The sequence below is a fragment of the Lysinibacillus sp. G01H genome (genome assembly GCF_028872195.1).
Taxonomy (GTDB): Bacteria; Bacillota; Bacilli; order Bacillales_A; family Planococcaceae; genus Lysinibacillus; species Lysinibacillus capsici.
Genome location: NZ_CP118397.1, coordinates 2,603,643 through 2,619,516 on the forward strand (window position 1 = coordinate 2,603,643; position 15,874 = coordinate 2,619,516).

The following is a 15,874-nucleotide window of genomic DNA, read 5'->3' on the forward strand; positions in this document are numbered from 1 at the left end:
CTCAGCTATATAATCCCCCCTTTCTATTAAGACGTTAGAAACCATAAAAAAGTTGAGGTTTTTTCATTTATTTTCCTCCTATAATGCTTCAAAAGCAGTTAGGGCATCTTCAATATGTGGGGGTGGGGTCCATATATAGCTAGGAGCATTGGTTGTAATGAATAAAAAAGATTTCCCCTCTTTCACGATTATGGTCGCCAGACACAGTCCTGCTTCTGGGGTATAGCCTGTTTTTCCACCTATTATCGGACTGTCTAGACCCGGTAATTTTGTAAATAATGAGTTTGTGATGATTAATTGATTGGGCACATAGGTTGTGTAGCTTTTTGAGGTAAATATTTGATAAAAGGTAGGATTTTCTAATGCATATCGCAGAAGCTTGCTGATATCCCGCACGCTGGATACATGTGCCTCATCATGTAGGCCACTGGAATTAACAAAATGTGTGTTATGCATGCCTAATTCTTGCGCCTTGTTATTCATCAACGTGACAAATTTGTCCTCACTGCCAGCGACAGCATCTGCAAGTGTTCCTGTTGCATCGGCACCTGAGGCAAGGAGTGTACCATACAATAAATCCTCCATCGTGACAAAATCTCCTGCCTGAAAGCCTGCCATCGAAGCATTTTGTGCCGTATAGTTTGCAATCGTTTGGGGCTCTACAATGGTTTGTGTTTGTAAATTATCTGTCATCTCTATGGCAACGATGGCTGTCATGATCTTTGTTAAGGATGCAGGATAAATAATAGCATCCGCATTTTTTTCGTATAATACATCGCCCTGTTCATTGAGTAACAAAGCATTTTGACTATGTAATGATGGCAGTTCTAGATGCGTAAATTCATATGTTTTGCTTGTATAATAAAATAAGAAAACCATAATACAAATACAGCCTAATAACATCCATTTTTTCATAAAAAACGCCTCCTACACATTATAAGAGGCGGCATTTCTGAATATTCCTTGAGAAAAATGGGATGAGCTCAAATATTTTCACAGGTAAAAATCATCATCGAAATTTGAACTAATTCTTGTAATCTCTTTATTTGTTAATTTGAACATTACATCTTGAGAAACCTCTAACTTGAGTGTCTCTTCTTTGCTTAGACCCGCATAGACGCCGCGTAAAATACGACCAGTCAAGCCATGCGAGACAACAATCACTTTTGAAAGTGGTTGAATCGTTTCAAGTAAAGCAGTTAATCTGCTTACAACAGCTTCATAGGTTTCCCCATCTGGTGCACGAAAATACCAATTGAAGGCATCCGTGTTCGTTAACAAGGCAGGCCATTGTTGCTGTATTTCCGCCATGGTTAATCCAGCCCATTGTCCCACAGCAACCTCTGTTAAACGTGAATCCTGCCTCACCTTGTTGCTGTCATAGCCAAGAGTTGCACAAAGTATGGCTGTGCTTTGCATGGCTCTTCCCATTGGACTTGATAGGATGGTCCATTCATCTGCATCGCCAATAAGTGATTTCAGCATGCGTGCATTTTGCTGAACCTGCTCCCGACCACGCTCAGTGAGTGGTGAATCAAGCTGTCCTTGATATCTTCCTTGCGTATTATAATTCGTCTCACCATGACGAAGTAAGTAAATCATTTGCTCCATTTTTATTTCCCCCGTTCTGCTCCCCTTGTTAAAGTAAAATTGCTGTTAAACTAGCACCAGCACATACACAAAGCTAAGAAACAAGCATAAAGGACTATACCATTTTGAATCATTTTGAGCAAATGTGGAATGCTTAATCGTTTTAAAAATACCAACATACTTAAAATCACCAATTGCTCGTAGCAAAAATACTAGCGCACAAACGATACTTCCTACTTTTGAAAAAATAGAGGCTTGAAAAAATGGCATGAAGCCTCCTTGAACAAGGATGATACCACTTGCTAGCATCAACAGCATGGCAACAAAGAGCGTTCCCCATTTTCTAGGAGTAAAAACGGCTTGTTGGCTGCCTTCTTTCATAGGAATAACAGCTTCTGTACCCCATCGACCACCAAAGGCCCAGTAAATATGTATGACACTGATGAGCCATAATAGTCCCACTGCGACAATGGAGAAAATAAACATGTTCTACCTCCTCTTCACATTTCCATACGCTATCGTATGTTCTGGCGTTAAATATAGTCCCTCAAAGCTCATGTCAGCTCTGAGAGACCTTCTTACTGTATTAACAGCTTAATCATTTTTTCGAGATCGAAATGAGGATTGGCTTCAAATCGTGTCATCCAGCCTATATAGGTTAAATAAGCTAATCTAGCACGATCAGTGGATTCGTCTATGCTGATACCACTTTTATGATAGAGTGTCGCCACACAGGCTATTCGCTGCTCCTCTATTTGAACGATACGCGTTGCGACATCTGAATCATATTTGGCCCAAGCATAAATCCCTATCTCCATTTTTTTATTTTTGTGAAAACTTATCCGTAAAAGCTGTTCTAAAGTAGCATCAACTTGCTCCATATTTTGAATAATGGCCTTTGTTGCATGGGTTTCCCAATAGTCTAGCATGGCATCTAATAGTTGTTGACGATCTCGAAAATAATGATAAAAGCTACCTTTACTAATGTTTAATGATCGAGCAAGTGCTTCAATACGTACTTTATGGACCCCCGCTTCTGCTAATTGCTCTAGACCCGCTCTAATCCAATCCTCTTTCGTTACTTGCATAATTGCCCTCCAAAAAATACGACAGCGTATGTTTTGTCTTATATTACCACTTTATACATCTCTCATCAACTTTTATCGTTTTTATGGCGTACATTAATATGATTATTCACTGTAACATGAACTGTTACTAGTCGTGGTAAAATACATGCACACACTAAAATAAACACTAATAGCTTTTTCATGCGTCTACTCCTTGTCTTAAAAAGTATTGTCAAACAACTTTTCTGCAATGCCCTGTAAAATATCTTGCTCCTCAAATGTCATGAGTTCTTCTCTCGAGATTGTGGCCTGTTGAATCAATCGGTTTGATTGGATCGTCACTAGTTTTTCAAACAAGTTTCGAATATAACGACCATTCGAGAAATTAGGAATGGTTTCAATCGGCATATGACGTAGCTGTGTTTTCATATGTTGGGCAAATGCTTCGCCAAATTGATAATCATTCGTTTGACAAAGCATCGCAAAAATATCATAGAGTTCATCCGTGCTAAAATTATCAAATTTTACAAAATGATTAAAGCGAGATTTAAAGCCTGGATTAGATTGTAAAAATTCTTCTATTAGCTCTGTATAGCCCGCAACAATAATTACTAAGTCATCACGTAGATCCTCCATTGCCTTTAATAAACTATCAATAGCTTCCTTCCCAAATGCATCCTGTTTATCATTCATTAATGAATAGGCTTCATCAATAAAAAGTACCCCGCCCTTTGCCTTGTTAACGACTTCCTGAACCTTTAATGCTGTTTGTCCAACATAGCCAGCGACTAACCCTGCACGATCGGTTTCCACAAAATGCCCACTTGAAAGGACGCCAAGATGCTTGTAGATTTGGCCAATAATGCGTGCCACTGTTGTTTTACCTGTGCCTGGATTGCCCGAAAAGACAAGATGATACGTAATAGGAAAGCTTGTTAAACCATGATCCACACGCAGACTTTGAATTTTAATAAAGTTTATTAAATTATGTAATTCCTTCTTTGCATTCGGAAGACCTACAAGACTATCTAATTGTTTTTGTAGCTTGGCAATCTCTTGCTCGACTTCAGGTGTAATGCGCAACCGCTCATCGTTGATAAATTCACCACTATAGATAATTTTGCCTTCTTTATTAAAATAATCACCTCGTCCATGTTTTTTGCCTTGAACGAGGTCACCAATATAGGAAGCTTGCCCATTGGCATAATAGAGCGTTCCTTGCCCTGTCATCATATCCTCTTTAAATTGCCCTTCCGCTTCTAGAATTCCATCCCTAGAATATACTTTGCCTTTACCATGCTTTAAGTCCTCAAAGAAATGACCTTCATAGTGAAGTGTAGTTACACCACGTGCAAGCTCCTCAGCTGTTGGTGATTCCGTAGGATAATATAGCTTCCCAGCCCCTTGCATGTGATGCCAAATAAAATCACCCTCATATTGTAAAAATCCATTTGGATAGTATTGCTTGCCTTTGCCCTTTTTCATGCCATGGACAAAGTCACCCTCATACTGCGGTTGATTTAAATGTGGATACTGTGCTCGTAGTGTTTGATAAGGGCTAATTACTTCTTCTTCATAGTATAAAACACCATAGCCATCCATTAAATCATTGCGAAAATGACCTTCATAATGAATATGCCCATCCTTATATAAAATGCCATGACCCTGTTTTTTATTTTGTATGAATTCACCCTGATAAATGAGTTGTCCTTTCAAATACATAATGCCATTGCCTTGCTTCATATGATTGACGAATTCACCCTCGAATAATAATTCTCCCTCTTGATCAAATAGCGAGCCTTTGCCGTCATAAATATCGTGACCGAAATCATTCTTTTTGACGCCACCTCGATACATGATGATTCCACTGGGGTAAAATAGTTCTTTTTCTTCATGATTATGTGTCATTTAATTGCCTTCCTTCATCATTTCAGTATATGCTCAATTATAGCGTGGAAAAGAATACATATGTGCGAATTTTTAGAATTTAAGGAGACGAGCATGAAAAAAAGATACAAGCTACTTCTAGGCATTTTACTACCACTACTTATTCTGTATATCTCGACAATGCTGTTAACACGAGACACCGATTTTACAACAGAGGTAACAGAACGTCTCGAAATGGAGGAAATTCATGAGATTGAAATTATTCGTTCCTCAGATGAAAAAACAGTAACGATTACTGACGCAGCAGAAATCAATCAAATTATGCAGCCATTCAAGGACCTACCTTTAAAAAAAGTGTGGTTTTCGAATTCTGATTCTAATGAAGCATACTGGCTAACACTCTCAATTAATGACAACAGGGAAATTGGCTTGCGTTTAGATGATGACCAGCATTTATTTGTTTATTTATATGAGGAAAATTATATGAAAGATTATAAGCTCACTAAGGATATCGATATGACATTTATCAAACAATTGTTTCAGTAAGCGTAAAACCCGTGCATGTACGCACGGGTTTTTATATGTAACGATAATTTTGCTGCATAGCTTGTACGGTCTCAATGATTTCTTCTCTCAGTTCAATTGGCTCTAATACCTCCATATCGGCTCCTTGACTTAGCAACCACTCTTTCACGCCATATTCTAACACTTCTGCCTCAAAAACATATTCATGATTGTTTTGTGAAACTAGGTGGGCTGTTGGGAAACGACTGTAGACTATTTCAGGAGAACGACCTTTATAGAGAAGACGTATATGAGTAAGGTCATTAGCGTCCTCTACTTGTAATGGATGTACAGATGGAAATTCAAAATGGATAGCCATTTCACGAAAATGCTGAATACGATCCATTCTGTAAACAGTTGGGGTGTCTTGATTATTTCCTATTAAATAAAAATAATGTGTTGAAAAGATAACAGCGAGCGGCTTTAAAATTTTTGCAGTTGGAATCGCTTCACCCTCCTGTAAATAATCAATGGTAATAACCTTTCTCTTTTGAATGGCTGTGGAAATTCCCCATATCAAGGACAATAATGACTTGTTTTGATGAATATCTTCATATACAACTTTTTCATTTAATAACAGTGGATCGACTGCTACATGTGAGAGAAGTTGATTAACGATCTCACCAATATCCGATTTTACGAGAGCTTTTGAGGCAATCAGAATTTTAACGATGACTAGTACCTGTTCTTTAGATAAACGATTGTTTTTTGTATTTATTAATTTATACACTTTTTCTGAACGCACATATTGTAAATGGTAATCTAGCTTAGCCTTTTCTAGATACGTACGAATTTCATCGATATCCCGTTGTATGGTTTTTTCACCAACCTGATGTGTCAATGCTTCTTGCTTCTTGTTGATTCCTTGGCCATCCATCAATCGATCAAACATCGATAGAACGCGATAGCCTTTGCCTTGTTGTGAATCTACCATATATCCCACTCTTTCTTCTATCATGCCCAGCTTGCAATACATTGGCCATAAATGGCCCTCCCACAGATTGTGTCCTGATTTTTTGCGAGTTGCTCAAAAAGCTCCTCTTCAAAATCTGTGACATCCGCTAAGGCTTTTATCTTGATTCAGTTGGTATGTTAACACCCACTAAATCAAAGAGAACCATTTTGTGCATTCATCTCTTATCTATAAACTGAATCAAGATAAAACTTCTACTTTATTGGTATAATTTGTACTATACGCATCCTATAATAAATCACCATTCAAGCAGCACAATAGACTGTATTTTTGACATAATTAACTAAAATTTTACAGCATTTTAGATGAATGTGTCACTTTTTAACCATTGAAAAAGGACTTTCATTGAATGAAAGTCCTGCTACTCTTTTATCTGAATTTTACAGCTGTTCCATATACCAATACTTCGGATGTACCATCCATTACAGATGAAGTAGCATAACGAACGCCTACAACTGCATCTGCACCTAATTGTTTGGCTTCCTCTACCATTGCCTCTGTGGCAATTTCACGAGAGCGCACAAGCATCTCCGCATACTCCTTCATTTCTCCACCTACAATATTGCGAAGTCCTGCTATCATGTCACGACCAATATTCCTAGATTGAACTGAATTCCCTTTCACTAGCCCTAATGTTTCCATTATATCTTTTCCTGCCACAATGTCTGATGTAGCTAATAGCATCATGATACCTCCCCGTTCTGTAGTTTTTGTATTGCTTTTACAGCCTCTTCAATAGAAGATGTAATCACGCCATTGCGTTTAATTAACCCCACAACAAATAAATTACGATAAACAAACTGATTCTCTAGCCCATCTCGGATCAATGCCTCTATTTTTTGCATATTGTCCCGCCCTTGCTGACGAACATCAGTTAGCACACCAATAATAGGACGATTCAGCATCGAAAACGCACCTATCTCTGCGGCAACGCCAGAATCAATTTCCACCCCATCTAATACAGCTATCAGAACATCGCTACTCTGTAGCATCTCTAAATCTGCTTGAGCAATCGCTAAGCTATCTGCATAGGCAGATTTATCATTGATGGCTTCATTCTCCTGGGGTACGTATAATGCGATGCCTGGCACTGCCTCGCGAATAGCTGCTGCTAATTGTTCATTTACAAAACGATCGCCCAACGAAAATAACCCATTTGCTAAATATGCTTTCATGTATAAAACTCCTTAATCAATTGTTTTTTCAAATATAATTTTATGTCTGCCTTTTTCATCAATAAATGTTGATAGTATATCGAAACCATGTTTGAGGTTGGTAATGAGCATGGCTTTGAATGTATTTCTTCCGTATGTACGAACTTTGTAAAAGCCTAATGTCTTAATATGTTCATGCTGTTGTTTCATTAATTGACTTGCAATTCCCTGACCTCGATGTGCCACATGAACGCCACCTAACCAACTATAAAAAATGTCATCTGGATGTGGGTAGCCTAGTTTAAAGCCGATCAATGTGTCACCTTCCACTGCCAATATGCAAAGAAGGCCTTCTTTCTTTTCTAGCTTTTCGAGTGGCAAACTTGCTCCATTAAAAACGTGAGCGTGGATTTCTTGTAATTGTTCAAGCCAAGCATAGGGTATGCCTTCAATCGTCACAATATGCATATTCATCACCTCTGTCTGTCATTATAGCAGTTCTATAGCCTGAAGAAAAAGGTAGGCATCTGCTCCAAAAGCAATTATTACTACTGCATAAAAGTAACTATTTTCCATCTAAACTATTTTCGACACCCACCAAATTCAGTATACTTGACCAAAATACAAAACAATAGCTAGGAGGAAATCCGCTTGGCACCATTTACTAGTTGGTTAACGAATTCATTGCGCCCCTATTTCGGCCTACATACTTTAGAAGCACATTGGGAAACGATTCCGATTCGAGAGGATTATTTTATTTGCCTTGAAGGTGATCTCATTAAAAAAAGAATTTTCGTGAATGAGCATAGCTACCAAGAAGCGGATGTCGACATTTTAACACGTAATCGTGAAGTCATTGTCCCTCAAACCGCGCGTGGAAAAGAAAAGAAATTGAATTATACCAATATCTCCGCTGTGAAAGCTGCAGGCGTTGTTTTTTCTGCTGGTCTAGGTAATGAAAACCATCCATCTAGCTATATTACAGCTCGTAACACTAAAACATATTACCAGCTACCATTAACAGGCTTTGAGCATTTAACGACTAAGTCGGCTCTCTTGAATTGGTTAGAGCAATTTCCCTCCCAGCTTCCTGCTGATTACTCAGACAAGCTAGAAAAGCTAACCAAGATGAAAAGTCTACGCTATAAGACTGTGCCAGGTGATATTTTTCGTGTAGAAATCGATTTATTTGTAGATGGCTATGTACTCGTCATTGGCGATTTACGTCAAATGCAAAAGGATCATCTATTTGGAGAAGATAGTATTTGGCATAATGTAATGACAATGCCATTGTTTGTACGGCCCTATTTGTTGACAACGACAGAGCGCAAGCCTTCTCTTGAGGAAATCCTATCTGCTCCATTGGCCCCTCAAACCCATATTGTGATGGATGACCATTTTATGCGAGGATGCTATGAAAAGATAGGCCATAAAATGTTAACAGAATCCGATATTGTATTTCCAATGGGCTATGGTGTGACACTAAACTATGGGAAAGAGCCTCGATATCGTCTATCCTGGGGGACAGGAACAATTAGTAAACCTGCACCTTCCACCTCCTATCAAACAGCTAGCCGTTTTACCAATCATGGTGTCTATGCAGGTGTTGCCAGTGATTGGTTGAAGCAAGAGGAAGGAATTGTAACAGAGTCGCTAGATCATCCTCACTTCCGCGAAGATCGTCAGCGGGCACTCGCTGAATTTAGTTTTCCAGAAGATATCTCCTACGATGACTTTAATCGCCAAACGGGTGGATTGACCCGCACCCAATATATTCATTACCTCAATAAAACCTATCATCGTACACAAAAAAATAGAGGGAGCTTCTAGATGCTCCCCCTCCACTTTTTCATCGATGGTTGATTTCATCCAATAATTACTTATAATATAGAGATATCATTAACCAACTCCATCACTAGAGGTGCATTTTGTATGTATTTTGGCATTATTCCACTGATTCTTTTCATCGTTTTTCTTATTTCTTACTTCAAAGACCCAAGAAAAATGATCAACGGGCTATTATTTAATCTATTTGTGTGTTCATTTCTGCTATTCTGCGTCATTCTATCTTTGGCATCTGACCATTACTTTTTAAGGCTTATTGTCATTATTCCACTAATTGCTCTTTTCATCTTAATTCCTTTTGGCATTGTTGCTTTAATGTTTGGTTTATTTTTAAATGCGAGAGTATTAATGAAGCGAGAAGGTAGACGTTTAGCCAATTCCTTAACATTACTTGTGGCCATTGGCATTTTACTTTTTATCCTATTACCGATTATCAATCCAGCAAGTTTGTTTTCAGTCCACCTCCAGCCCATTTTCGGTGGAATTTCACTCATTACGTTTTATTTTTTTATCCATTTATCCAATTTTTTATCTGCTTATTTTCTTTACCAATTCAATCGCCCTCGATTGAATCAAGATTTTATTATTGTACTAGGCAGTGGATTAATTAATGATAAGGTGCCTCCACTTTTAGCTAGTAGAATTCAAAAGGCAATTGACTTCTATCACAAGCAAGCAGCAGTAACTACTCCACCTACCATTATTTTCTCTGGTGGACAAGGTCCTGATGAAAATCTACCCGAAGCTGAAGCGATGCAACGATATGCGATTGAAAAAGGCATACCCATTGAGCATACACTTCAGGAGAACCGCTCTGTGAATACCTATCAAAATATGTTATTTTCTAAGCAGCTTATGGATGCCCAGAAACAGGGTGAAGCCTACAACAGTATTTTCACCACGAATAATTTTCATCTTTTTCGTGCGGGTATTTATGCAAGACTCGCAGGCTTAGATAGTCAGGGCATTGGCTCTAAGACAGCCTTTTATTATTGGCCAAATGCGATGATTCGTGAATATGTAGCGATTGTTGTAATGGCACGAAAACGACATATGAAAATGATTGGACCTATTGTGATCATTTCGATTGCGTTATCTCTATTCAGCTTTTTCTTTGTATAGGTTCTAGCATATGGATTCGTACACTTTTTATAGAAGGTGTTACGAATCCTTTTTGATGCTATCATACCCAAAATTTCTTCAGCTGTTGTTCATATAATGTCTCATAGTAAAGTTTTCGAGGATAGTGTTGTTCTTGTAATACCTGGTAGAGAATGGATTGCCCTTCCTCATAACGAATCCTCTCCTCACAATTATCAAATAGTTTTCTGGTCAGCTGTCTTACTAGGTGAACATCTTTTGTGTTCACTCTCCAGCCAAATTGAATTAAATCCAGTTGATCGAGCGGATCTCGATAAGTATCAAGTACCACACAGACATGTGGCTGCTTCTTATTCGCAAATACTAAAACATGTCCTGTATGAATGGATTGACCAAAATAACGTTCGTAAATCTCTGCTATTGGTACTTGTATTTCAAGCACATCCATGATCGTCTGTAAAGTTGGATGTGCTATATAGTCATCGCTTGTCTCATCTGGATATTCAACCAACTCCATGATGGAAGCCATCATCCAAAAATCATAGGTCATTTCCAATCACTCCAACTATTTTTATTGTGGCAAACGGTTAATCGCTTGTTCCACCGTCTGAATAAGATAGGCTAAGTTGGACTGCCATTCTGGCCAACTCTTGGACTCTTGCCATAATTCTACAATCTCTCTACTACCATGTTGATCAGGTACTTCATCTCTAATGTCCTGTAAATACCGCAATATAAATGTCAAAGAGCTTTCATCTACTATCCATTGTATTTGCCTATCCTTACTTTCTTGACCATAAATGGTTCCCGTATGCAGATATTGACTATAAAGTTCTGCCAAAGCCAGGGCACTTATATCATAGAAAAAATCAATATCCTCCAATGTTTTACCAAAAAAGCCTTGCTGTTTCATTGCCTCTACAATACCCGATAATGTTAGCTGATTGGATTCCTTATGCTGTTCCATAAACTCCTGTAAAAATGCCACTACATCTAACCCTTCATCACTTTCTAATGCTTTGTATCCCCAAGCCCCCATCTCACTGCACCTCTCTTTTTTAAGTAAACATAAAATTGGCACATTATTAGTGCATGACCATGGCAGCAGTCCATTATGATATGCGCTCTTAAAATTCCTTCGCTATATCAATAATTCTCAGCATCCTTTGGTCAGTTTTTTGATCGAATACTGCTCCTTTTTATAGGTAGGAGCCAAAGTAAAACTTCATCTTTTCCTGTGAATAGCCATCCTGTCCTCTCCAAGTAGCCATTGACATAAAATCAGTTCCACGTCCACGCTCCTTGCGATAATCATCCTTTGATACGAGTAGTCCCGCGTAACCCCAGATTTCCATGACCACATCTCGTTCATGTTGATTGGACTTGAAAACATCTTTCCAGCGCTTTTCAAGCTGTCTAGCTGCATCTGTGTCGTTACAGGATTCTATTGCTGCTACCATCTGTTTTAAGATGGCTACGTCATCCTCACTTACATTCAATGCTTCTTGTTCTTTCACTAGGCATTCTAAGTCTAGTAAACAATAAACAAGCCAATTGAGGCGAACCCCTCCCCACTTGATGCGTTCAAAATTAAGCACATTTAAATCTTCATTGACATACGTATCATTGGACATGATTTTCCGCTCATTACAGTAGCCACAGCCACTATAGGAGACCAATGCCACAGGTTGTTCGTCATACGTATGCATTGGTAAATCATGCGTAAGAGCCCAGCTCGAGAAGGCACTGCGTAAATGTACTTTGCGCGTCGATAAGCTATGCAAAAATGCCTTTACCACAAGCTCCTTTGTTAAAAATTTCTCATGAAGCTGCTGCAATCTTTGTACACATTCATCATGGGAAATCGTTAATCGATCAAACATCAAGCCCTTACTTTTAGCATATTGAAAATCTTCTTCTGTATAGGTATAACCACCTGAACGCCATCGACCAGATTGCCAATAGGTTTGCATTAATATTTTCCTTGCTTTTTGGTCCATTACTCTCTCCTCGCTAGCTAGCACTTTAATTTTTCTTGTAAGATTATTGCCATCTCTTTCCATGGTCGCTTCCAATCGGAACTCGCTATCTCTTCCTCTGTTAGTGCTAGCCAATATTCCCCTTCCATTAGCTCAAACATGTCTAGCATGGTAATAGGAGCACAAACTGGATTAGCTAATGCTGTGAGCATAGGCTCGGGGCCATCATCCCAGTTATAGCTATTGACAATGCCATGTAAAACAACAGCTGATGATACCTTGCTTATGCGCTGGCACATTGTATTGAGAGAATCCTCGTATAAAATGGCATCAACTTGCTGTTGTTCTTCTGCATTCAAAGTTAGACGGATTGCACCTGGTGTATCTAACAATAAATCAGCTATTCTTGCATGCTCCCTTGCCGCAAACCAAGCTGTCGCGGTAATCCCCTCTGGCTCAGATAAATTTACACACTTTGCAAGTAGTAAAGAAATCACTTCTTTCTGCTTAAACTTTACAGCTTTTTTAAGCGCTGTATCACCAAGCTTATCTCGTGCCTCCAAGTCTATATGCTGTGCCAAAAGAAGCTTGATTCCTTCATGTAGCATTCGATTTGTTATAAAAAGCATCAATGGTGTTCTCCCTCTTGCATCCCGCTCATTAACATCTAATTTACTAATGGCCTCCCGTACGACCTCTAAGTCCTTGGATTTACTCACTTCCGTCCATTCCATTCGTCTACCCCCCTTCAGGAATCCATCCATTGCAGTAATTTCTCAAGCTCTTCCCTTATGGGTGCTGATTCTTGCTTTAGTCGTTGTGCTAACTTCTTAGAACTACCGAATATTCGATACAAAACAAATGGACGCTGATAATCTGCTTTCTGTTCAAGCTCTTGTCCGAGTGCCACGAGTAAATCTAAATCCATGATGTCAATGTCCTTTATTGGCTTAGCTGATTCACTTGCACCAAGTAAAATAGCTACAAACACAGGCATCATCTCTACTGATAAGCCATGAGCTTCAAGAAAGGCTTCCGCATAAGCATCTTGCACGGATTGATGCTCTGTATCAACGAGTAACATGTATCGTTGAACAAGCGGAAAATAATCCTTACTATAAAGCCCTAATCCAAAAACCGCATAGGTGCTAGGCATAGCTGATTTTTCGCTCGGCTCAACATCCTGATACCAAGCAAATTCCTCCATAGCGAGCTGGGCATAGTCCGCTAATAAAGGGAAAAGATTTGGATACTGTAGGCAATTGGCGAAAAACTGATGAAGCTTTGATTTAGCTAACTTTTTAATAGGAAGATAATTTTTCGCTTTACTCTTTAAAGTCAGCTTATAGCCCTTTGGAAAACCTTCTTGTAGCAGTTGAATGATATAGTAAAGGGCTTCACGATAAGCGTTTTCCTCTTCTACCATCACTCGTATATCAATCGTTTGTAAAATATCATTTGCCTGTCCTTGGCATACATCCCGCTTTCTAATACTTTCAAAACGCCCGCTTCCTTTTTCCAAATAATTAGCTGCCTGCAGCGAGCCAAGCTGCTTCGCAAGTTCCAAGTATTCTAATCGTGTGGCTGGCTCTTTTTGACCAATCTTCAACGCGACATAAAGAAAGAAATCTAGTTTTTCCTGCTCTAGTTGTTGTACCGAGTCCTCTGTTTTCAATACCCACTCTTTCCTATAATCGCCTGCTTGTTCAAAATAGTGTGTTAAAAAATGCTCCTCTGCCCACTGCTTAAAGGCCATTGTATAATAATATATCCATTTGTCTAAACGTTCTTTATTCGCCCGATGCTTTTCTTGAAGCCGGTGAATAAGTGGTTCAACTTCCTCAGCTGTTTGATGGAAAAAATGTGGATTGACCAAATGCTTCGCAAGGAAAAATTCATCATTGTCACTTGGTCTGACTGGTAGCTCTGCCATCACCTTTGTTTCTATAAAGCTTGCCAGCACTTGTTTCGTTGACGCTAGTTTACGATTATTCAACAGCTCCTTTTGATAATGAAGCACCGTTTTATCATGTTCAAATTCCAGCACAACCTCAAAGCGGTAATCAAAAAATCGGTGACCGTATTGCTCAGATTGAAATACTTCCTCTGTTTTAGTACATAAAGCGCTAAAAAGCTCTTCAATATGCTGGACATCTGTAAATTCTTGTATGTATGGACCCGCTTCCACCTTATAGGAACTATCACTCCAACTAAATGGCTCATAAACATCTATAAAGATTGTGCCATTAGGACTTTTCCCCTTTTTCCAGGCAACTTTCAAATATTGAAGGATGCCTGCTTGTAACCTACTTTGCTCTTTCAGCTCTGTTATTCGTTTACTCTCTTGTTGATAAACAGCCGTGAGTTGCTCCCACACAGCCGCTAGAAAATGCTCTACACACTGCTTCACTGTACATCTTCCCTTTCTATTGTTAGAGAAAAATCTCCCGCTAAAGCCTTAGCGAGAGATTCATCTTATCCGATTGTTTTCACAACCGCTCCTTCTTGATTTTTAATATGTGTCTTCAAAATTTGAAAGCTTACGCCAGCTAAAGAAGAAATAGTGAATTGACTTTCTTGCGGTATCAGCCTCTGACTTAATTCTTCTACTGCTGTCTTGTTCAATGTAATCGTAATTTCTTGACCATTCTCAGAATAGCCTACCTGTGGGCCTGCTCTAAATATGATCGTTATTTGTTGACCGACTAAGGTAAGATCTTTATCTTTCAGAATGCGTCCACGTAATAATTTACTAATGACAGCTGCTTGCTTTGCCCCAAGTTGAACAACATTAGACTGTTTGTTAAACCAGCTCTTTTTTTCTACTTCCCAAGCGAGTTGATCTACGAAAAGAAACCCCGTATTAGAGCCATCTTCCTCCATTCCTCGCACAACTGCCTCGGCGACTTCAGGGTTTTGTAAGAGAGAAGTTCTTGTTAAATCCGTAGTATAGCTTGGTATTTGCTTCATGCCAGCCTGTAGTACACCAAGCGTATTCCACGTCTGCATCGCTTCTAACTCATCCTCTGAAATACCAACCATTTGGATAAACTCCATCTTGCCATTTGGTGTATCGATTTCAGCAAGCTCTGGATCATGTGTAAAGGCTAGTGCAGTTAATTGCGTGTCAGCATCAAGGCAAATCGGACCATTTGCATCCAAATAATCTCCCGCTCTAAAAACATTTCCACTATTAAACACATATCTGCCCATATTCTGTAGTAAATTCAATGCCCAAGCAGGTGGCTCTTCCTCATCTAGTTGACGTACTAGACGAAATGTTAATTCAAATCCATATCCACTATAGTCCTTGTTTTCAAATTCTTTTTCATATAGTTCCGAAAAGCCATATGTAACAAAATGCCAATGTGGGATGGATGTTTCGCTTTTATAAACACTAATTCCATCTAAAGGATCTTGTCCTCCTAGTGAATAGGGAATTAAAGTTCCATAATGCTTTGGCTCCTGCTCACCATATACCTGTGCTAATGCCTGATCAATCGCATCCCAGCCAACTGCTGCTATTTCATCACTCATTTCCATATCCTCCTTGCTGATATTCACTCGTAGAACGTACGTATCTATTATTTATGATAGCAATTTTATGGTGACTCTTTTAACAGGAATAGGACTCATTTTCCACTTTCCAGTAACTAGGTTTATTGACATTCTATATGGGGTAAATATGACTAATATTGATGGCGCCTTAGCGTA

General features: G+C 38.9%; 18 protein-coding genes. 3 read left to right on the plus strand and 15 right to left on the minus strand.

Annotated elements, in window-relative coordinates; genetic code table 11:
• Window positions 1-78 precede the first annotated feature (78 nt).
• The 5 genes from PSR12_RS13360 to PSR12_RS13380 form a co-directional block, all read right to left on the minus strand.
• Window positions 79-915 carry a D-alanyl-D-alanine carboxypeptidase family protein gene (locus tag PSR12_RS13360; RefSeq protein WP_274769305.1) on the minus strand — a complete coding sequence of 279 codons (837 nt, stop codon included), beginning with the start codon at window positions 913-915 and terminating at the stop codon, window positions 79-81.
• Between the two features lie 78 nt (window positions 916-993).
• Window positions 994-1,611, minus strand: coding sequence for a histidine phosphatase family protein (locus PSR12_RS13365; RefSeq protein ID WP_274769307.1), 618 nt, complete (start codon window positions 1,609-1,611; stop codon window positions 994-996).
• Window positions 1,612-1,656: 45 nt separating this feature from the next.
• Window positions 1,657-2,076: a DUF3995 domain-containing protein gene (locus PSR12_RS13370; protein ID WP_274769309.1), complete on the minus strand. Its 420-nt coding sequence runs from the start codon at window positions 2,074-2,076 to the stop codon at window positions 1,657-1,659.
• Between the two features lie 92 nt (window positions 2,077-2,168).
• Window positions 2,169-2,678: a TetR/AcrR family transcriptional regulator gene (locus PSR12_RS13375; protein WP_274769310.1), complete on the minus strand. Its 510-nt coding sequence runs from the start codon at window positions 2,676-2,678 to the stop codon at window positions 2,169-2,171.
• Window positions 2,679-2,876: 198 nt separating this feature from the next.
• Window positions 2,877-4,565, minus strand: a complete 1,689-nt coding sequence (locus PSR12_RS13380; RefSeq protein ID WP_274769312.1) for an AAA family ATPase — start codon at window positions 4,563-4,565, stop codon at window positions 2,877-2,879.
• Between the two features lie 93 nt (window positions 4,566-4,658).
• Here PSR12_RS13380 and PSR12_RS13385 point away from each other — a divergent pair, with 93 nt between their 5' ends.
• Window positions 4,659-5,090 (plus strand): hypothetical protein, encoded by a 432-nt coding sequence (locus PSR12_RS13385; protein WP_221680372.1) that lies wholly within the window; start codon window positions 4,659-4,661, stop codon window positions 5,088-5,090.
• Window positions 5,091-5,121: 31 nt separating this feature from the next.
• Here PSR12_RS13385 and PSR12_RS13390 read toward each other — a convergent pair whose 3' ends face one another.
• The 4 genes from PSR12_RS13390 to PSR12_RS13405 all read right to left on the minus strand — a co-directional run bounded on the left by PSR12_RS13390 (window position 5,122) and on the right by PSR12_RS13405 (window position 7,703).
• A complete protein-coding gene (locus PSR12_RS13390; RefSeq protein ID WP_274769315.1) occupies window positions 5,122-6,042 on the minus strand; it encodes a helix-turn-helix transcriptional regulator in 921 nt (306 codons plus the stop codon).
• Between the two features lie 408 nt (window positions 6,043-6,450).
• Entirely contained in the window at window positions 6,451-6,765 is a 315-nt protein-coding gene (locus PSR12_RS13395) for a YbjQ family protein (RefSeq protein ID WP_221680370.1), read from the minus strand.
• A complete protein-coding gene (locus PSR12_RS13400) occupies window positions 6,765-7,256 on the minus strand; it encodes a nucleoside 2-deoxyribosyltransferase (RefSeq protein WP_257522382.1) in 492 nt (163 codons plus the stop codon). Before PSR12_RS13400 ends, PSR12_RS13395 begins: the two co-directional genes overlap by 1 nt.
• A gap of 12 nt (window positions 7,257-7,268) precedes the next feature.
• Window positions 7,269-7,703: a GNAT family N-acetyltransferase gene (locus tag PSR12_RS13405; RefSeq protein WP_221680368.1), complete on the minus strand. Its 435-nt coding sequence runs from the start codon at window positions 7,701-7,703 to the stop codon at window positions 7,269-7,271.
• A gap of 183 nt (window positions 7,704-7,886) precedes the next feature.
• On the opposite strand from PSR12_RS13405, the gene PSR12_RS13410 reads away from it, so the two are divergent.
• Together PSR12_RS13410 and PSR12_RS13415 are read left to right on the plus strand one after the other, a co-directional pair.
• On the plus strand, window positions 7,887-9,065 hold the full coding sequence (locus PSR12_RS13410) for an immunity 26/phosphotriesterase HocA family protein (RefSeq protein WP_274769318.1): 1,179 nt from the start codon (window positions 7,887-7,889) through the stop codon (window positions 9,063-9,065).
• 102 nt (window positions 9,066-9,167) lie between these two features.
• Complete coding sequence (locus tag PSR12_RS13415) at window positions 9,168-10,202, plus strand: YdcF family protein (protein ID WP_221680366.1); 1,035 nt, start codon at window positions 9,168-9,170, stop codon at window positions 10,200-10,202.
• Between the two features lie 61 nt (window positions 10,203-10,263).
• On the opposite strand, the gene PSR12_RS13420 is transcribed toward PSR12_RS13415, so the two are convergent.
• The 6 genes from PSR12_RS13420 to PSR12_RS13445 all read right to left on the minus strand — a co-directional run bounded on the left by PSR12_RS13420 (window position 10,264) and on the right by PSR12_RS13445 (window position 15,697).
• Window positions 10,264-10,731, minus strand: coding sequence for a hypothetical protein (locus PSR12_RS13420; protein WP_221680365.1), 468 nt, complete (start codon window positions 10,729-10,731; stop codon window positions 10,264-10,266).
• A 21-nt stretch (window positions 10,732-10,752) separates the two neighbouring features.
• A complete protein-coding gene (locus tag PSR12_RS13425; protein ID WP_221680364.1) occupies window positions 10,753-11,220 on the minus strand; it encodes a DUF4259 domain-containing protein in 468 nt (155 codons plus the stop codon).
• A gap of 160 nt (window positions 11,221-11,380) precedes the next feature.
• Window positions 11,381-12,181 (minus strand): hypothetical protein, encoded by an 801-nt coding sequence (locus tag PSR12_RS13430; RefSeq protein ID WP_257522388.1) that lies wholly within the window; start codon window positions 12,179-12,181, stop codon window positions 11,381-11,383.
• A 17-nt stretch (window positions 12,182-12,198) separates the two neighbouring features.
• Entirely contained in the window at window positions 12,199-12,894 is a 696-nt protein-coding gene (locus PSR12_RS13435) for a DUF4274 domain-containing protein (RefSeq protein ID WP_257522389.1), read from the minus strand.
• Window positions 12,895-12,908: 14 nt separating this feature from the next.
• Entirely contained in the window at window positions 12,909-14,570 is a 1,662-nt protein-coding gene (locus PSR12_RS13440; protein WP_274769322.1) for a DUF6138 family protein, read from the minus strand.
• A gap of 65 nt (window positions 14,571-14,635) precedes the next feature.
• Complete coding sequence (locus tag PSR12_RS13445; RefSeq protein WP_221680360.1) at window positions 14,636-15,697, minus strand: suppressor of fused domain protein; 1,062 nt, start codon at window positions 15,695-15,697, stop codon at window positions 14,636-14,638.
• Window positions 15,698-15,874 lie beyond the last annotated feature (177 nt).

Bases quoted from the DNA above. Each gene is read 5' to 3' on its own strand.
- PSR12_RS13430 (WP_257522388.1), bottom strand. From the start codon at position 12,181: ATGGACCAAAAAGCAAGGAAAATATTAATGCAAACCTATTGGCAATCT.
- PSR12_RS13445 (WP_221680360.1), bottom strand. From the start codon at position 15,697: ATGAGTGATGAAATAGCAGCAGTTGGCTGGGATGCGATTGATCAGGCA.
- PSR12_RS13435 (WP_257522389.1), bottom strand. From the start codon at position 12,894: ATGGAATGGACGGAAGTGAGTAAATCCAAGGACTTAGAGGTCGTACGG.
- PSR12_RS13380 (WP_274769312.1), bottom strand. From the start codon at position 4,565: ATGACACATAATCATGAAGAAAAAGAACTATTTTACCCCAGTGGAATC.
- PSR12_RS13385 (WP_221680372.1), top strand. From the start codon at position 4,659: ATGAAAAAAAGATACAAGCTACTTCTAGGCATTTTACTACCACTACTT.
- PSR12_RS13405 (WP_221680368.1), bottom strand. From the start codon at position 7,703: ATGCATATTGTGACGATTGAAGGCATACCCTATGCTTGGCTTGAACAA.
- PSR12_RS13360 (WP_274769305.1), bottom strand. From the start codon at position 915: ATGAAAAAATGGATGTTATTAGGCTGTATTTGTATTATGGTTTTCTTA.
- PSR12_RS13420 (WP_221680365.1), bottom strand. From the start codon at position 10,731: ATGACCTATGATTTTTGGATGATGGCTTCCATCATGGAGTTGGTTGAA.
- PSR12_RS13365 (WP_274769307.1), bottom strand. From the start codon at position 1,611: ATGGAGCAAATGATTTACTTACTTCGTCATGGTGAGACGAATTATAAT.
- PSR12_RS13425 (WP_221680364.1), bottom strand. From the start codon at position 11,220: ATGGGGGCTTGGGGATACAAAGCATTAGAAAGTGATGAAGGGTTAGAT.
- PSR12_RS13390 (WP_274769315.1), bottom strand. From the start codon at position 6,042: ATGGTAGATTCACAACAAGGCAAAGGCTATCGCGTTCTATCGATGTTT.
- PSR12_RS13415 (WP_221680366.1), top strand. From the start codon at position 9,168: ATGTATTTTGGCATTATTCCACTGATTCTTTTCATCGTTTTTCTTATT.
- PSR12_RS13375 (WP_274769310.1), bottom strand. From the start codon at position 2,678: ATGCAAGTAACGAAAGAGGATTGGATTAGAGCGGGTCTAGAGCAATTA.
- PSR12_RS13370 (WP_274769309.1), bottom strand. From the start codon at position 2,076: ATGTTTATTTTCTCCATTGTCGCAGTGGGACTATTATGGCTCATCAGT.
- PSR12_RS13395 (WP_221680370.1), bottom strand. From the start codon at position 6,765: ATGCTATTAGCTACATCAGACATTGTGGCAGGAAAAGATATAATGGAA.
- PSR12_RS13400 (WP_257522382.1), bottom strand. From the start codon at position 7,256: ATGAAAGCATATTTAGCAAATGGGTTATTTTCGTTGGGCGATCGTTTT.